Raw genomic sequence first — 17,378 nt, forward strand, 5'->3', positions numbered from 1 at the left:
CATGGGCATTCGTATCCACCGCTTGCGCAAGCAGTTCGAGACCTTCACCGCTCTGGACGACATCACTCTGGATGTGCGTCAGGGCGAGTTGCTGGCCTTGCTCGGCCCCTCCGGTTCGGGCAAGACCACGCTACTGCGGATCATGGCCGGGCTGGAGCACGCCGATGGCGGGCAGGTGCTGTTCGGCGATGAAGATGCCACCCGGATGAGCGTGCAGTCGCGCCGGGTCGGCTTCGTGTTTCAGCACTATGCGTTGTTCAAGCATATGGACGTGTTCGAGAACATCGCCTTCGGGCTGCGGGTACGCCGCGGCAACGAGCGCTGGGCCGAGGCGCGCATCCGTGCGCGGGTGGAAGAGCTGCTGGCGCTGGTGCAATTGCAGGGCCTGGAGCAGCGCTACCCGACACAGCTATCGGGCGGGCAGCGTCAGCGTGTGGCACTGGCGCGTGCGTTGGCGATCGAGCCGCGTGTGCTGCTGCTGGACGAACCATTCGGCGCACTGGATGCGCAGGTGCGCCGTGATCTGCGTCGCTGGCTGCGCGCGCTGCATGAGCAGACCGGTTTGACCACGGTGTTCGTGACCCATGACCAGGAAGAAGCACTGGAACTGGCCGACCGTGTCGCCATCCTCAACCGTGGCCGCATCGAGCAACTCGACACCCCGGCGATGATCTACGACAAGCCCGCTTCGCCATTCGTGTATTCGTTCGTGGGCGCGGTGAACCGCATTCCCGGTGTGCTGGCGCAAGGACAGATCCAGGTTGCAGGCCACGCGTTGCCTGCCGCCAATGCAGCGCTGGCGGCCGGCCCGGTCGAGGTGTACGTGCGGCCGGAGGATCTGGTACCCGACGACGCCGGCTGGCCGGCCACGGTGGCCTGGTCGCAGCGCAGCGGCCCACGGCTGCGGCTGCGCGCCACACTGCAGCCGGCAGGCAACGAGGTGGAGGTGGAACTACCGGCCTCGGCAGGAAGCTTCGAACCCGGCCAGCAGTTGCGACTGGCCGCACGACACTACGGCGTATTTCCGGCTGACGCAGGTCGATAGACGACGCCGTGCGTCCGTGGGATAGCCATCGCATTGAAGATTTGTAGCGCAGGTGTCCTGTTTTTGCTGTTGCAAATCCAAATTCCCACTCTCCAGTCTCTGCCATCAAGATTCGGCCCAACCGGTCGATGAGGCGGAGATCCGATTGACGCATCGCCCTTGCGGATGTGCGCTGGATCAAGCGGACGCGACTTTTATGTTGCGCTGCAATGACAGTTGGACTAAGAAGTCTGTGCAGTCTTCGTTCGCCAACCGATCGTCCATCGTTTCAGGAGATGTCCATGAAGCCTTACCCGCTCGCTTGTTGTCTGTCGTTACTGCTGTTGGGTGTGGCGCCGCTTGCACAGGCGCAGGACGAAGACGCGCCCGCCTCGCCGCTCAGCGGTACCTTTGCGGTGACCAGCGATTACCTGTTTCGCGGTATCTCGCAAACTAACGAAGAACCCGCATTCCAGGCTGGGCTGACCTACAAACTGCCGTACGGATTCTACGTCGGCACCTGGACCTCCAACGTCGATTACGGCGCCGGTGATCCGGATTGGGAAGTGGACGGCTTTGTCGGCTACAACACCGACCTCAGCACCAATTTCAACCTGGACGTGATGGTGAACCGCTATCAATACCTGGGTGCCGGAGCCTCCAACTATGCCGAGCTGATCACCAAGACCACGTTCCTGAAAACCTACAGCCTGACCGTTGCTTACACCAACGATCTGTACGGCACCGACACCGACGGGTACTACTACGCGCTGGATGCCAACTGGACGTTGCCGCACGACTTCACCGTTGGCGCGCACGCCGGGCACAGCATCTACACCTCCGCGCTGAGCCAGGTGGATCACGATTACAACGACTTCGGCGTGAACGTGGGCAAGACCTTCGGCCCGCTGGGTCTGACTGTGGGCTATTACGACACCAGCGAAGCAGCCGAATTCGGCTTCGGGCGGCAGAATTCGCAGAACCATCTGGTGGCGACTGCAACGGTTACCTGGCCGTGAGCGCGATTGACTGACGCAGCTTCGACACCTTCGCCGCGGCGTTGTTGGTCGGAAGATGTCGGCGCGCAGAGTTTTCCTCTCTGCATCCAAGGGGCGTGAGGACGCAACATCTCGGTTGTGTTGTGGATTGAAATGATCGGGCTATGCGTGTCGATCACACCTAGAGCGATCGATCTGCGTTTGGGCTGCAGGGCCCTTGTCCGCCCACCATCGCAGGACACGCCGCAAGTACGTCCCTGTAGGCTCTTATGCGGCATCCATGCCGCATAAGGTCCCGCGACGGTGGCCGGACAAGGACCTGTTGAGAGGGTCGGTGCGCAGCGTCTTCAATGAAGCGCTGCCATCGTCTGTTGCGATTTTTTCGTCTTCAATGACGTCACCGGCCCACTGTGTGCTGCGGTGTTTTGTTCTTTATCTGAGGCATCAGCCAACTCTTTGGTGCGGTGTCCTCGCCGCTTGCGGGACCGTGGCGGCATGGATGCTGCCATCGAGCCTACAAGGACGTACTTGCGGCGCGGCCCGCGAGCGGCGAGGGCACCGCACACTCGACCGACTGAGCTTTGTCTGCATCCTCGCTGACGTCGTGTTCTTGAAGCGCTCCACCTGTGCCGAGGATTGCTCGCGGCGTTTCCAGCGCTTCTGAAGAGGCAGATGCAAAAGGCGCCTCGCGGCGCCTTTTACGAATCTTCACTGATGGTTTGTCAGTTCCAGCTCAACACGACCTTGCCGGCCTTGCCTTCTTCCATTAGGTCGAAGCCTTTCTGGAAGTCGTCGATCGGCAGTTGATGCGTGAGCACTTTCTGCAGCGGGAAACCCGACAGCACCAGCTGGGTCATCTTGTACCAGGTCTCGTACATCTTGCGGCCGTAGATGCCTTGCACGGTGAGGCCCTTGAAGATGATCTTGTCCCAGTCGCAGCCGGCACCGCGCGGCATGATGCCGAGCATGGCGATCTTGCCGCCGTGGTACATGCAATCGAGCATGTCGTTGAACGCGCGCGGGTTGCCGCTCATTTCCAGGCCCACGTCGAATCCTTCCATATGCAGGTCCTTCATTACCTCCTTCAATGAGGTGTTGGACACGTTGACCACGCGCGTCGCACCCATGTCGGCCGCCAGCTTGAGGCGGAAGTCGTTGACGTCGGTGACCACCACATTGCGCGCACCGATGTGCTTGCAGATGCCGGCGGCAATGATGCCGATCGGGCCGGCGCCGGTGATCAGCACGTCTTCGCCGATGACATCGAACTCCAGCGCGCAATGGGCCGCATTGCCGTAGGGATCGAAGAACGCGGCTAGCTCGGAGGGGATCTGGTCCGGGATCGGCCACAGGTTGGACGCTGGCATCACCATGTATTCGGCAAAGGCGCCGTTGACGTTGACACCGATACCCACCGTATTGGGGCACAGGTGTGGGCGGCCGCCACGGCAGTTGCGGCAATGGCCGCAGACGATGTGGCCTTCGGCCGAGACGCGCTGGCCGACCTGGTAACCGGTGACCGCCGAACCGAGCTCGGCCACGCGGCCGACGAATTCATGGCCGATGGTCAGGCCAGGCGTGATGGTGCGCTGGCTCCACTCGTCCCACAGGTAGATATGCAGATCGGTGCCGCAAATGGCGGTCTTTTCCAGCTTGATCAGCACCTCGTTGGGGCCGGGCGTGGGTACGGGGACCTGCTCCAGCCAGATGCCTTTGTTCGCTTCGCGCTTGACCAGCGCCTTCATCGTCTGCGCCATCTGGCGGGGCCTGCTGAGTAAAAGTAAGTCCGCAATTATAAGCGCCGCGGCAGGGAAGCCATGCGGCGGTGCGGGATGCTGCCGGGAACGACGTCCGGTATCGCGTGGAGGGCAAGGCACCGCCGCGCGTGGCGATGTCGAACGGTTCGCATGTCAGGTGACTGGCCGGGTACACCGTATCCTCACCCCAACCCCTCTCCCGCCAAGAGAGGGGCTTTATTTTCCCGCCGGAGAGGAAGCGGCAGGCGCGGCGCGAAACTGATTTAGAACTTCACGTCCAGGCTCATGAAGTACTGGCGTGGGACGCCGACCACCATGGTCTGGTTGTAGCCGTCCGGATCGGAGGCGACATAGCCGTTGGTACCGGTGCTGGCGAAGTAGCGCTTGTCGGTGAGGTTGGTGATGTTCAGGGCCAGGGCGATATCCGCCACGCCGCCGACGCGCCCGAAGTCATAACGCGCACCGGCGTTGAACAGCCAGTAGGAGGGCACCTGCGAGTCGTTGAGAAAAGTGATGTAGCGCTTGTCGACGTACTTGCCGTCCAGATCCAGGCGCAGGTTGCCCAATTGATAGCTGGCGCTGGAAGAGAACATCAGTGCCGGGATGCCGACCACGTCCTTGCCCGAGGTCGCCACTACGCCGTTGTTGAGATAATCGTCCTGATAGCGCGAGCGGTTCCACGACAGCGAGTTCAACCAGCTCAGGCCTTCGACCGGGCGCCACATCAGCGCCAGATCCGCACCGGCGCTGTGCACCGCGCCGACATTGCTCAGGATCGATGCACAGGTCTGCACCGCGGTGCACGGTGAGGTGGTCAGCAGACGGTTGGAGAACTTGGTGAAGTAGGCATCGGCCGAGAGCTGGAACTGCTCGTCCTGCATGCGGTACCCCATCTGCACGGTTTGCGACTCCTCCGGCTCCAGCGTGGAGCGGCTGCGATCGAACGCGGCCTGCGAGGTGGCGAACGGGGTAAACCCGAAGGCGGCGATGTTCTTGCTGTAGGACGCGTAGACGTCCTGGCGCTCGTCCAGTTTGTAGTTCACGCCGACTTGCGGCAGGAAGTTGTCTTCGGCGCGGATGCGGCCTTGCGCCAGCGACGTGGTCGGCACCAGCGATTGCGCACGCGTGGTGGTGTCCAGCGCCTTTGCGCCGTAGTTCAGCGTCAGGCGGTCATCGAGCAGGCGCACGGTGTCCTGCAGGTACAGCATGCGGGTCTGGGTGGCGTAGCGCTGCAAAAAGTCGCGGCGAAACGGGGTCTGCGCTTCGTAGACGTTGTACAGCGAGGTGTAGCCCTCATTGCCCAGCGCGAAGTAGTTGCGCCCTTGCGTGGTACGTGCGTTCTCGGCCCACACGCCGGCTTCCAGGTCGTGATTGCCCCACGACCACTTCAAGGCGCTGGTGCCGCCGAAGCGATCAAGACCATAGTCGGTGGTGCGCATCGACACCGGGATCTGCGCCGAGGTGACGACATACGGCGTCACCCATTGCCCTTCGCCGCGATTGGCGTGGTAGTAGCCGGCGGCATCCAGAGTTGCACCGCCGAACACGAACGTGCCCGACAGGCCGGCAAGATTGTCGCGACGCAGACCGCCGCCGGCGTAATAACTGGCATCGAGCCAGCTGTAGTCGCTGGGCAACCCGGCCAGCGATTGCGGGTAGCCATTGGCCACGCCGCTGGTGGCGCCGGTGGTCTGGTAGGCGCGCGCCATCTGCACCGCAGTGGCCCAATCCGGCTGCAGGTAGTCGTAGTCCCACCCCAGCGCGCGCTGGCTGGTCAACGACAGATCCATGTAGTCGTATTCCTTGCGTCGCGAGGTATCCAGGAACAGGCTCAGACGATTGCCGTCGCCCCACTGGTACACGGTCTTGAGGTTGGCCTGTTCGGATTGCTGATCGCCAAAGCCTTTCCACTTGTCGGTGGTGGCATTGGCGTAGGACAGATACGCCGACAGGCCATTGCGATCGCCGGTATCGGCGCGGACGAAGGTGCGGCGCGTTGCATCGCTGCCCACCGTCTGCACCAGTCGCGCACCGGGCGTGGTCTGCGGATCGGCGGAGTAGAACTGCATGGTGCCGCCGAGGTTGGTATTGGACGCGGTGCCCAGCGCGCCGGCGCCCTGGGCGATCTCCACCGAGCTGAGGTTTTCCGAAATGATGGCGCGGGTGATGTGCAGGCCGTTGGTGACGCCGTAACTCATGTTGCCCAGCGGAATGCCGTCGAGCGTGTAGCCCAGGCGGCTCTGATCGAAGCCGTGCAAGGTGACCTGCGTGGACCACTCGTAGGTACCGAACGGGTCGGCCGACTGGAACTGCACGCCGGGCAATTTTTCCACGGCCTTGAAGGCGCTGCTGCCCGGTGTGAGTTGCTCGATGTCCTGGCGGCTGATGCGCTGCACCTGGCGCGTGCTGCCCTGCGAGACCACGTTGATCGCATCCAGCTGGGTCGCGTTGTTTGCGGCGTCGGCGGGCGTGGCGGGTGCGTCTGCGACGTTGGCAGTGACGGGATCGGCGGCATGCGCGATGACCGGAAGCAGCGCGGCCAGGGCAAGGGCGAGCGGCGTGACATGGAGACGACGGGCGGAAGTCATGGGGGAGTCCTGTTCGAGCACGGCTGAGGGCGGACGCACGGTGCAAGACCGGCGTTTCGCGACGCAGGGTGTCAACGGCTCATGAAACATTGATGACGGCGGCTGTCGCAAAACTGTCGTGCTTGCCCGCTATACGTGTCGTGTGCGGCCGCCATCTGCGCTGCGCGTCGCCGACTTTTGCAGGGTGTTTCGCCATGACGTCATCTTCTTCGCGCCGCGATTTCCTCAAGCGCGTGGCCGCGCTCACCGCCGCCGGGGCACTCCCGTCGTCGATCGGTCGCGCGCTGGCACTGCCGGCCAATGCGCGTACCGGCACGCTGCGCGATATCGAGCATGTGGTGATCCTGATGCAGGAAAACCGCTCGTTCGATCATTACTTCGGCGCACTGCGCGGTGTGCGCGGCTTCGGTGACCGGCATGCATTGCAACTGCGCGACGGCAACCCGGTCTGGAGCCAGCCTGCAGCTGATGGACGTCGCCTGTTGCCGTTCGCGTTCGATACGCAAACCACCAGCGCGCCATTGATCAAGAGCCTGGATCACTCCTGGAAAGCCGGCCACGGCCAGGACCCGGCGCGCTGGGCCGAATACGACGCATGGGTACCCTACAAGGGCGAGCTAACGATGGGGTACTTCCAACGTCACGACATTCCGTACTACCACGCGCTCGCCGATGCGTTCACCATCTGCGACGGTTATTTCTGCTCGATGCACGGGCCGACCAATCCCAATCGCATGTACCTGTTCACCGGCACCAGCGGCCTGAGTGTGGGCGATACCCGCGCGCAGGTGGCCGACAACGCCGACGACGGCAACTGGACCGCCGACATGGCGCGCGACAAACCCGGCTATGCGGCGATGGGCTGGACCACCTACGCGCAGCGCCTGCAGGCGGCCGGCATCGATTGGCGCGTCTATCAGGAATACGACAACTTCGGCTGCAATTCGCTGGCGTATTTTGCGCACTACCGTGGACTGGACACCGCTGACGAACGTTATCGCCGCGCACGTGCCTGCGTGCCCGGGTCTACTGCAGACAATGCAGCCACCACGCAGGCCGATCACCTGATTGCCGCGATCGCGGCCGATGTGCAGGGCAATCGCTTGCCGCAGGTGTCGTGGATCATTCCGCCGACTGCGTATTGCGAACATCCTGAAGCGCCGCCGGCCTACGGCGAATCGCTGGTGGCGCGGTTGATCGATGCGCTGACCTCCAATCCGGAGGTCTGGGCGAAGACCGCGCTGATCATCAACTACGATGAGAACGACGGCTTTTTCGACCATGTGCCCGCGCCATTGCCGGCGCTGGACGCGCGCATGGGCCGCAGCAATGTCGATGTGCGCGGCGAGGCCTACAACGGCGTGCCGGTGGGCCTGGGCATCCGTGTGCCGATGCTGGTGATTTCGCCGTGGACGCGCGGCGGCTGGGTCAATTCGCAGGTCTTCGATCACACCTCGGTACTGCGCTTGCTGGAACGTCGCTTCGGTGTGGCCGAGCCGAACATCAGCCCGTGGCGCCGCGCGATCAGTGGCGATCTCACCAGCGTGTTCGATTTCCGCAAACCGGACGATTCGGCGCTGAGCGCATTGCCGTCCATCGACGACTACCGCGCACGCACGGCGGCGCTACGCAATAAACCATTGCCGGTGCCGCCGACCAACGCCGTCATGCCGCGACAGGAGCCAGGCCAACGCCCGGCCCGCGCATTGCCCTATGCCTTGCAGGTGAACGCACGCGTGCAGGGCGATGGCACGCTGCAGTTGCAGTTCGTCAACACCGGCACGGCTGCAGCTGCATTCAACGTCTACACCAGCGCGCCCACTGGCGGGCCCTGGTACTACACGGTATTGCCTGGCACCCGGCTCGATGACGTTCCGATGGGCGCCATGCACGACGGCGCGTATGCGTTACGCGTGCACGGGCCGAATGGCTTCTTGCGCGAGTTCGCCGGGCAGGTGCCGCGTGCCTCTGCGCCATCGGTAGCGCCATGGGTGGAGGCGCGACAGGACGGCGACGCCTTGGTGCTGGAGATCGGCAATGCCGGGCAGCGCGCCTGCACTGTGCAACTGCGTGCGCTTGAACACGCAGACCCAAGTGCGCGCACCTTGCCGCTGGCCGCAGGTCAGCGCGAGACCATTCGCCTGGCGCTTGCCGCCAGCGATCACTGGTATGACCTAGTGGTGGAAGAACCGGGCAGCGCTTTCCGTCGCCGGCTGGCCGGGCATCTGGAGACCGGGCGGCCAAGCCGCAGCGATCCCAGCTTCGGCCGCGCCTGAGCAGCAGTGGCCCAGGCCGGCCAGCTGCGCATGAAGGGGGCACGGGCGAGAGGTGGCTCACCTCCTGCCATTGGTCATACGTTTGGTTGTGGCCGGTATTGTTATAGTATAACAATAATGTATGCCGGAATCATACGATGCGTCCACACCTGTTTGCCGTTTCAATGTTGTCCACACTCGCCATTGCGTCTTCCGCACGGGCGGGTGAGGGGATATGGGTGCCGCAGCAACTGCCCGATATCGCCAGACCGTTGAAGCAGGCCGGCTTGCAACTGTCGCCGCAACAGCTGGCCGATCTCACCGGCGACCCGATGGGCGCGGTGGTGGCGCTGGACGGCTGCACCGCCAGCTTCGTGTCGCCGCAAGGTCTGGTGGTGACCAACCACCATTGCGCTTACGGCGCAATCCAGCTCAATTCCACCGAGCAGAAAAACCTGATCAAGGATGGATTCAGCGCGGCAACACCGGATGACGAACTCAGCGCCGGCCCCACCACGCGCATCAATGTGCTGGAGTCCATCGCTGATGTGACCACCGCCGCCAAGGCCGCCATGGCGGCCTTGGCGATGACCCGCTCAAGCGCGCCCAGGCGCTGGAGGACTTCAGCAAGCAGCAGATCGCCCAATGCGAAGCGCAGCCCGGCTATCGCTGCCAGTTTTTCAGCTTTGCCGGCGGCAACGCCTATCGGCTGTTCAAGAACCTGGAGATCAAGGACGTACGCCTGGCCTATGCACCGCCTACCAGCGTGGGCAAGTTCGGCGGCACCGTCGACAACTGGATGTGGCCGCGTCACAGCGGCGATTTCTCGTTTTACCGCGCCTATGTCGGCAAGGACGGCAAGCCTGCCGCCTACGCCAAGGACAACGTGCCTTATCAGCCCAGGCATTTCCTGAAGTTCGCCGATCAACCGCTTGGCGTCGGCGACTTCGTGATGGTGGCCGGCTATCCATACGAGACCAACCGTTATGCACTGGCGGCCGAATTCGACAACGCCGCCAGCTGGACCTACCCGGTGGTCGGCCGCTACATGAAGGAAGTGGTTGCGCTGATCGAGCAGGCAGGCAAGCAGACTCCGGACATCCGGGTGAAGTACGCCAGCCTCGTTGCCGGCCTCAACAACTCCTTCAAGAATTACGACGGTCAGCTGGAAGGATTCAGGCGGATCGGTGCGCAGGCGCAGAAGCAGGCCGATGAAGCGGCCGTGCTGGCCTGGCTCAAGCGGCAGGGCGCCAACGGCCGCGCCGCGCTTAAGGCCCACGACACCCTGGTGACGCTGGCCAAGCGCGCCCAGGCCACCCAGACCCGCGACTTCGTGCTGGACCGGTTCGATACCGACGGCACCGTGTGTGCAGCGGTAACGCTGTACCGGCTGGCCCTGGAGCGCGCCAAGCCCGATGCCGAGCGCGAATCCGGGTATCAGGACCGCGACCTGCCGGCCATCGAGGGCACGATGAAGGAGATGGAGCGCCGCTACGTGCCGGCCATGGACCGGCAGCTGCAGCATTATTGGCTCAGCCGGTACATCGCGCTGCCCGCCGATCAACGCATTGCGGCGTTCGACCAGTGGCTGGGCGGCGACAACGCGGCCGCCGTGCAGGCGGCGCTGGCCAAGCTCGATGCCACCATCTTGGGCAGCACCGAGGCGCGCCTGAAATGGTTGACTGCCGACCGTGCCGCGTTGGAGGCCAGTAGCGATCCGGCAATCCGGTATGCAGTGGCGGTGATGCCGGCACTGTTACAGATCGAGCGCGAGCACAAGATCGACAGCGGCGAAACGCTCAAGGCGCGGCCGCTCTATCTGCAGGCGCTGGCCGACTACAAAAAGAGTAAGGGCAAGGCGGTCTACCCGGATGCCAACAAGTCGTTGCGCATCACCTTCGGCCACGTCAAGGGTTACGCGCCCAGGGACGGCATGGCCTACACGCCGTTCACCACGCTGGAGGGCGTGACGGACAAGGAAACCGGCGCCGACCCGTTCCACGCGCCCAAGCCGCTGCTGGACGCAGTGAGGGCCAAGCGCTATGCCGGTCTGGACGACAAACGCCTGGGCTCGGTGCCGGTCGACTTCCTGTCGGACCTGGATACCACCAGCGGCAATTCCGGCTCGCCGGTGATGGACGCGCATGGCAAGCTGGTCGGCCTGGCGTTTGACAGCAACTGGGAATCGGTGAGCAGCGGCTGGATCTTCGATCCGGCCATGACCCGTACGATCGCCGTGGACAGCCGCTACCTGCGCTGGATCATGACCGAGGTGGCGCCCGCGCCGCAGCTGCTGAAGGAGCTGGGTGTGCGCTGAGTCGGCCGGGCAGGGGGCGGTGAGCGGTTATGATGCGGTCCGGTTTCGCCTCGGGCGTGCCGGCCCCTCCCCCAAGGAACTCTCAGCGCATGCGCATCCTGCTTGCTCGTCACGGCGAGACGCCGTGGAACGCCGAAGGCCGTTACCAGGGCCAGATCGATATTCCGCTGTCGCCGGTTGGCGAAGGTCAGGCACGTGCGTTGGGCGAGCGGCTGCAGGCATTGCAGATCACCCGTGCGGTCGCCTCGCCGCTGTCGCGCGCGCAGGCCACGGCCAAGGCTGCGTTGGGCGCATCGCGCGAAAGCCTGCTGCAGACCGATCCGGACCTGCAGGAAATCGCCCACGGCGAGTGGGAAGGCTTGCTTGCAAGCGAAATCAACGACAAGGATCCGGCCCGTCTGCGTGCCTGGCGCGAAGAGCCCGATACCGTACTGATGCCTGGCGGCGAATCGCTGCGTCAGGTGCTGGATCGCAGCTGGCGCGGCCTGGCGCGTGCCGCCGACGGCTTGGGCGCCGACGATACCTTGCTGGTGGTGGCGCACGACGCGGTCAACCGCGTGATCCTGTGCAAGATCCTCGGCCTGCCGCTTTCCAAGCTGTGGAGCTTCCGCCAGGCCCCGACCACACTCAACCTGCTCGAAGGTGACGACGTCGATCATCTGGAAGTGGTGCGCCTCAACGACTGCGCCCATCACACCCCGTTCTTTGGCGAAGCCAAGCATCGCGCGCTGTAAGTTCGCGTTCGGCAAGGATGCTGGATGACATGGCGCGTCACGCTGTGACACCTTTCAGCTGGGCGAGAGCGTTTCGGCATACGACGCTCGCAGGGCTGACGGTTTTGTTGGCGCTAGCCGTGTTCTCCGATTTCATCCCCGCACCTTTTTTGTCAGGACGGCGCTGGATTGCGCCGATGTGGCTCCTGGGCGGCGTCTTGACCGCGTTTGTCGTGGTGCAGGCCTATCGCAATGGGGGATGGAAGGCAGTGGTCGGCAAGCAGCTGTTCAACACGATTCTGGCGATCTGCCTGGGGCCGCCACTGTTGGGGTTGCTGTGCTGGATGATGTTGGCCATGGGCGCGCCGTGGATCTACACGCGCATCGCTGGCGTAGATTTCGATCAGAGCCACGTCATGCGGACAACCTATGTACGCAGCGCACGGACGTGCAAATACCGGTTGAGCGGTGGGCCACTCGAAGGCCGTTTCCCCAGCCATCTCTGTATCGATGAGCGCCTGTATCGGCGTCATCCGGAACAGCCGGTCTCGGTGCGATTGAGCGGTCAGCGCTCTGTGCTGGGCATGCGCATTGCGGCGGTTGCTGAAGCTCATTGACGAGACGTCATCGCGTTGCTTGCAGAGTGGGTGCAGGCGTCAGGTTGATACGGCTGAAGCGCGAGTTCTTTGCCGGCGGGTGTGCGTAGTGAAGCCACAGTAGCGATAATGTGCATCCTTCCGCGCAGTCCTTCCCGTGACCACTCCCGCCACACTCACCGACTGGCTCGCCTACATCGAGCAGCAGCATCCCAGCAGCATCGCGATGGGGTTGGAACGCGTGCGCGAGGTCGCGGCGCGCCTGCAGATCGAAGCGCCGGCCAAGCATGTCATCGTCGTGGGCGGTACCAACGGCAAGGGCTCGACGGTGGCCTTCATCGAGGCGATCGGTCGTGCTGCCGGGTGGAAGGTGGGGGCGTATACGTCGCCGCATCTGCTGCACTACAACGAGCGTGTGCGCATCGATGGCGTTGATGCGAGCGATGCCGCGCTGGTCGAGGCGTTTGCGGCGGTCGAGGCGGTGCGCGGCGACACCACGCTGACCTATTTCGAGTTCGGCACGCTGGCGGCGTTGTGGCTGTTGCAGCGCTCTGCACTGGAGTTGGCGATACTGGAAATCGGCCTGGGCGGGCGCCTGGATGCGGTCAACATCATCGATTCGGATGTGGCGGTGATCACCACCGTGGACATCGACCACACCGATTGGCTGGGCGAGGACCGCGAGGCGATCGGTGTCGAGAAGGCGGGCATCATCCGCGCGTGGAAGCCGGTAGTGCTGGGCGAGATCGACCCACCCTCCAGCGTGCTGCGCTGCGCGTACTTGCTAGGCGCCAACGCGATTCGCGCCGGTAGCGATTATTTCTTCGAGCCGGTCGACGCACAGCATTGGCGCTGGCGCGATGTGGCGGTGAGCCTGGAACTGCCAACGCCGGCATTGCAGGCGCCCGTGCAACTGGCCAATGCCGCCGCCGCCATCGCCGCCCTGCAGGCCTTGCCAGTGGAGCTGCCGCAGGCTGCGTGGGCGCAGGGCATCGCCGACGCCCAGGTGGCAGGGCGCCTGCAGCGCATCGACGTCGACGGCGTGGAGGTGCTGCTGGACGTGGGGCACAACCCGCAGGCTGCGCGCGCGCTGGCGCAGGCGCTGGGCACGCAGCCGATTGCGGGCAGCACCTATGCGGTCTACGCCGCGCTGGCGGACAAGGACGTCTCGGCCGTGGCGGAGGCCGTGGCCGCACAGGTCGATCATTGGGCATTGGCCGGTTTGGAGGGCGCTCGTGGCCAGTCCGCACAGGCCCTGCGGCAGCGCCTGCAAGGCACTGCTGCCGGGCAGGCGCCATGCCATGACACCGTCGTCAACGCGGTGCAGGCGGTGCTCGCCCTGGCCATGCCGGGCGACCGTGTGCTGGTGTTTGGCTCGTTTCATACGGTCGCCGACGCGCTGAACGCACTTCGTTCAGCCCATTAGGATCGGTGAGGTGGCGCCGGCCTTATAATCGCCGCGGCACCCCGCCACGCCTGTAGCTCTCTTTACTGTGGACACTGCTCTGAAACAGCGACTGATTGGCGCCCTCGTTCTGGTGGCGCTTGCCGTGATCTTCCTGCCGATGCTGGTCAAGGGCCCTGCGCCGTCCAGCGGTGTGGCCGATGTGCCGCTGGACGCGCCTGCCGCGCCCGGCAATGGCGAGTTTGAAACCCGCGAATTGCCGCTGGTCACCCCCGGCAATGCGCCGGCCGGCGGTGCGCTGGGCATGGCCGGTGCCCCCAGCGCTCCGGCCGCGGTGCAGGACAACCCGGACGCCGCCGACCTGGCGAACCCCAGTAGCGCGCCGTCGGCACCGGAAGTGGCGGCCGGCAACTATGCGGTGAATTTCGGCGCCTATGCCACCAGCGCCGATGCGGATGCGGTGATTGCTCGACTCAAGCAGGCGCAGCTTCCCGGCTTCAGCGAAAAGACCCAGATCAATGGCCGCCCTGCCTGGCGCGTGCGCGTGGGGCCGTATGCCGACCAGGCCCAGGCCGAATCGGCGCGGTTGCAGGCAGTGAAGGTGCGCAGCGACGTCAACGCGCAGGTCGTGACGTTGGATGCCAATGCCGCCGCACCGGCGCCGGTTGCAACACCGACGCCTGCGCCGGCCGCAAAACCGAGTAGCAGCGTGGCCGCCGCCAGCGCCCCCGCCGCGCCCAAGACCGAAAGCCTGCCACCGGAACCGGCCAAGCCGGTTGCCGCCGCTCCCAAGCCGGCCGAAGCGCCCAAACCAGCGCCGGCCAAGCCGGACGTTGCCAAGGTCGAATCGACCAAACCCGAGCCGGCCAAACCCGTTGCCGCCGCGCCCACCGCACCGGCGGCGCCTGCCGCGAGCGGTGTGGGGTTTGCCGTGCAGCTGGGCGCATTCGGCCGCGCCGAAGATGCCGATGCCCTGCGTGACCGTGTGCGCGCTGCCGGCTTCAGTGCCTTCGTCGAACAGGTCCGTACCGACAAGGGGGCACTCAACCGCGTGCGCGTTGGCCCGGTTGCCAATCGTGGTGATGCCGAACAGTTGCGCGCACAGGTCGCGGCCAAGGTCGGCATTTCCGGCATGGTGCGCCCGCATCCTTGAGGTGGCGCCCAAGCGCCGTGCCGCCGCCAGGCGAGCGCGGCAGCGGTGCGAACCTGCGTGAGCAAACGACTTTCTCCACAGGTTGCAGGCGCCGCGGTGGCGGATGATCAGTGCTGGCGTCTTTCGGCCACACCCGCAGTTTTCGACAGCCTCACGCCCACGGAGGGGAAGGCAATGATCAGCAAGCCACGTTGGACCGGTGCACGCGCCGCGCGGAGACCTCGCCAATGATCGACATGGTATTGGGCGTCATCATCCTGGTGTCGGCGCTGTTGGGCCTGCTGCGTGGCTTTGTCGCGATCGTGGTCGGCACCTTGTCGTGGTTGCTGGCGGGCTGGGCCACGTTTTTGTTTGGCGGCGCGGCAGCGCGCTGGCTGGCCGATGGCAAGCATCCATCGGCCACCGAGTCGTTTGGCGGCTACGCCATGGTGTTTGTCGGTGTGCTGATCAGCGTGGCGGTGATCGGCATGGTCATTCGCGCCGGCGTGGACGCGGTCAAGCTCGGCGGGACCGACCGCATGCTCGGGTTCGGCCTGGGCGTGGTGCGCGGCGGATTTTTGGCCAGCGTGCTGGTGTTGCTGATGAGCTTCACGCCGTTGCCGCGTGAGCCGGCGTGGCGGCAATCGGTGCTGTTGCCGATCCTGCAGCCCGGCGCCGGCTGGATGCGAGCGCAACTGCCGGCCTGGCGCATGTCGTCGATGGACATGCCATCCATGGAACTCGGTAACTTGCCCAAGGAGTTGGGGAAGTTGCCTTCGACAGGCGATAATACCGACCTGGGCAAAATGCTGTCCGGGTCTGGCTTGAGCGACACCGTGTCGCGGGCGCTCGGTAAACCCAGCAAACCCGGCAACACTGCCAGCGACGGACGCGATCCGGCGCAGGCGATGCCGGCCAATATCGATCCGGCGCAGGTTCGCGGCGGAGAAAGCGACCCGGCTCGGGTCGAATCCCAAGGCCAGGCACGGCCACCTTCACAGTAACGGCGCAAGCCGAAGCGGAGAACGCGCACCATGTGTGGCATCGTCGGTATTGTCGGCAACCAAAACGTCGCCGGGCAACTTTATGACGGCCTGACCGTCCTGCAGCATCGTGGGCAGGACGCCGCAGGCATCGCCACCGCAGATGGCACGCGCCTGCGCGTGCAAAAGGCCAATGGCCTGGTGCGCGATGTCTTCGACGAAAAGAAGATGGCGGTGCTGGAAGGCCGCGTCGGCATCGCGCATTGTCGCTACCCGACCGCAGGCTCGGAGGGCATGGATGAGGCGCAGCCGTTCTACGTCAATTCGCCCTACGGCATCGCGCTGGCGCACAACGGCAACCTGATCAATACCGAGGCCTTGCGCCAGCAGGTGTTCGAGGCCGACCGCCGCAACATCAACACCGATTCGGACAGCGAAGTGCTGCTGAACGTGTTCGCCTATGAGCTGGACGCGCAGCGCATGCTTACCCCCGAGGCGGCAATCCGCGCGGTGGCCGGCGTGCACCGCCGTTGCAAGGGCGGCTATGCGGTGGTCAGCGTGGTGCTGGGCTTGGGCCTGGTGGCGTTCCGCGACCCGCACGGCATCCGTCCGCTGGTGCTGGGCAAGCGCGAGCATGCCGAAGGCACCGAATACATCGTGTCGTCCGAATCGGCCGCGCTGGACATCCTCGGCTACCAGCGCGTGCGTGACGTGCGCCCGGGCGAAGCGCTGGTGATCACCGCGCGTGGCGAGCTGTTCTCGGAAGTCTGTGCTTCGCCGACCAACAACGCGCCGTGCATCTTCGAGTACGTGTATTTCGCGCGCCCCGATTCGATGATCGACAACATCTCGGTGCATAAGGCGCGCATGCGCATGGGCCTGAAGCTGGGCGAAAAGATCCTGCGCCTGCGCCCGGATCACGATATCGACACCATCATTCCGATCCCGGACACCTCGCGCGACGTGGCGCTGGAGATGTCCAACGTGCTCGGTGTGAAGTACCGCGAAGGCTTCGTCAAGAATCGCTACGTGGGCCGTACCTTCATCATGCCGGGGCAGGGCGAGCGGCAGAAGTCGGTGCGCCGCAAGCTCAACCCGATCCATCTGGAATTCCGCAACCGCGTGGTGCTGCTGGTCGACGATTCCATCGTGCGCGGCACCACCAGCCGGCAAATCGTGCAGATGGCGCGCGATGCCGGTGCGCGCAAGGTGTATCTGGCCTCGGCCGCGCCGCCGGTGCGCTATCCCAACATCTACGGCATCGACATGCCGGCCGCCGAAGAATTGATCGCGCATGGCCGCAGCGAGCTGGAAATCCAGGAATTTCTGGGTTGCGACTGGCTGATTTACCAGGACCTGGAAGATCTGGAAATAGCGGTGCGTGAAGGCAACCCAGACATCAAGCAGTTCGATTCCTCGTGCTTCAACGGCGAATACATCACCGGCATCGAACCGGGCTATTTCGAACGCATCCAGCAACTGCGCTCGGACGATGCCAAGAAGCGTCGCCGCGCCTGACTTACTGCGGTGGCGCGGCGGATTGGCCGCGCTGATGCTGCCGGCAGGCTGTGCAATAGAGCACGCCTGCGGGCGCTTGCGGGCGTACTGCG

General features: G+C 64.6%; 11 protein-coding genes and 1 pseudogene. 10 read left to right on the forward strand and 2 right to left on the reverse strand.

Features of this window, described 5'->3' with window-relative positions:
* Window position 1: 1 nt before the first annotated feature.
* Window positions 2-1,045: a sulfate/molybdate ABC transporter ATP-binding protein gene (locus BJD12_RS18055; protein WP_005998418.1), complete on the forward strand. Its 1,044-nt coding sequence runs from the start codon at window positions 2-4 to the stop codon at window positions 1,043-1,045.
* Window positions 1,046-1,326: 281 nt separating this feature from the next.
* Entirely contained in the window at window positions 1,327-2,043 is a 717-nt protein-coding gene (locus BJD12_RS18060) for a TorF family putative porin (RefSeq protein ID WP_042828817.1), read from the forward strand.
* 701 nt (window positions 2,044-2,744) lie between these two features.
* On the opposite strand, the gene tdh is transcribed toward BJD12_RS18060, so the two are convergent.
* Window positions 2,745-3,779 carry an L-threonine 3-dehydrogenase gene (tdh, locus tag BJD12_RS18070; protein WP_005998423.1) on the reverse strand — a complete coding sequence of 345 codons (1,035 nt, stop codon included), beginning with the start codon at window positions 3,777-3,779 and terminating at the stop codon, window positions 2,745-2,747.
* A 263-nt stretch (window positions 3,780-4,042) separates the two neighbouring features.
* On the reverse strand, window positions 4,043-6,457 hold the full coding sequence (locus BJD12_RS18075; protein WP_074059438.1) for a TonB-dependent receptor: 2,415 nt from the start codon (window positions 6,455-6,457) through the stop codon (window positions 4,043-4,045).
* A gap of 104 nt (window positions 6,458-6,561) precedes the next feature.
* Here BJD12_RS18075 and BJD12_RS18080 point away from each other — a divergent pair, with 104 nt between their 5' ends.
* The 8 genes and pseudogenes from BJD12_RS18080 (at window position 6,562) to purF (ending at window position 17,286) form a co-directional block, all read left to right on the forward strand.
* Window positions 6,562-8,643, forward strand: coding sequence for a phosphocholine-specific phospholipase C (locus BJD12_RS18080; RefSeq protein WP_005996991.1), 2,082 nt, complete (start codon window positions 6,562-6,564; stop codon window positions 8,641-8,643).
* A 212-nt stretch (window positions 8,644-8,855) separates the two neighbouring features.
* Window positions 8,856-10,939: pseudogene (locus tag BJD12_RS18085) on the forward strand (S46 family peptidase).
* Between the two features lie 89 nt (window positions 10,940-11,028).
* Window positions 11,029-11,673: a histidine phosphatase family protein gene (locus BJD12_RS18090; protein WP_005993981.1), complete on the forward strand. Its 645-nt coding sequence runs from the start codon at window positions 11,029-11,031 to the stop codon at window positions 11,671-11,673.
* 17 nt (window positions 11,674-11,690) lie between these two features.
* On the forward strand, window positions 11,691-12,269 hold the full coding sequence (locus tag BJD12_RS18095) for a hypothetical protein (RefSeq protein ID WP_005993983.1): 579 nt from the start codon (window positions 11,691-11,693) through the stop codon (window positions 12,267-12,269).
* 205 nt (window positions 12,270-12,474) lie between these two features.
* Entirely contained in the window at window positions 12,475-13,674 is a 1,200-nt protein-coding gene (gene folC / locus BJD12_RS18100; RefSeq protein WP_425509252.1) for a bifunctional tetrahydrofolate synthase/dihydrofolate synthase, read from the forward strand.
* Window positions 13,675-13,741: 67 nt separating this feature from the next.
* A complete protein-coding gene (locus BJD12_RS18105; RefSeq protein WP_005993988.1) occupies window positions 13,742-14,806 on the forward strand; it encodes an SPOR domain-containing protein in 1,065 nt (354 codons plus the stop codon).
* A gap of 227 nt (window positions 14,807-15,033) precedes the next feature.
* Entirely contained in the window at window positions 15,034-15,789 is a 756-nt protein-coding gene (locus BJD12_RS18110) for a CvpA family protein (protein ID WP_005993990.1), read from the forward strand.
* A 30-nt stretch (window positions 15,790-15,819) separates the two neighbouring features.
* Window positions 15,820-17,286, forward strand: a complete 1,467-nt coding sequence (gene purF, locus BJD12_RS18115) for an amidophosphoribosyltransferase (protein WP_005993992.1) — start codon at window positions 15,820-15,822, stop codon at window positions 17,284-17,286.
* Window positions 17,287-17,378: the final 92 nt, after the last annotated feature.

This window comes from Xanthomonas vesicatoria ATCC 35937 (assembly GCF_001908725.1).
Taxonomy (GTDB): domain Bacteria; phylum Pseudomonadota; class Gammaproteobacteria; order Xanthomonadales; family Xanthomonadaceae; genus Xanthomonas; species Xanthomonas vesicatoria.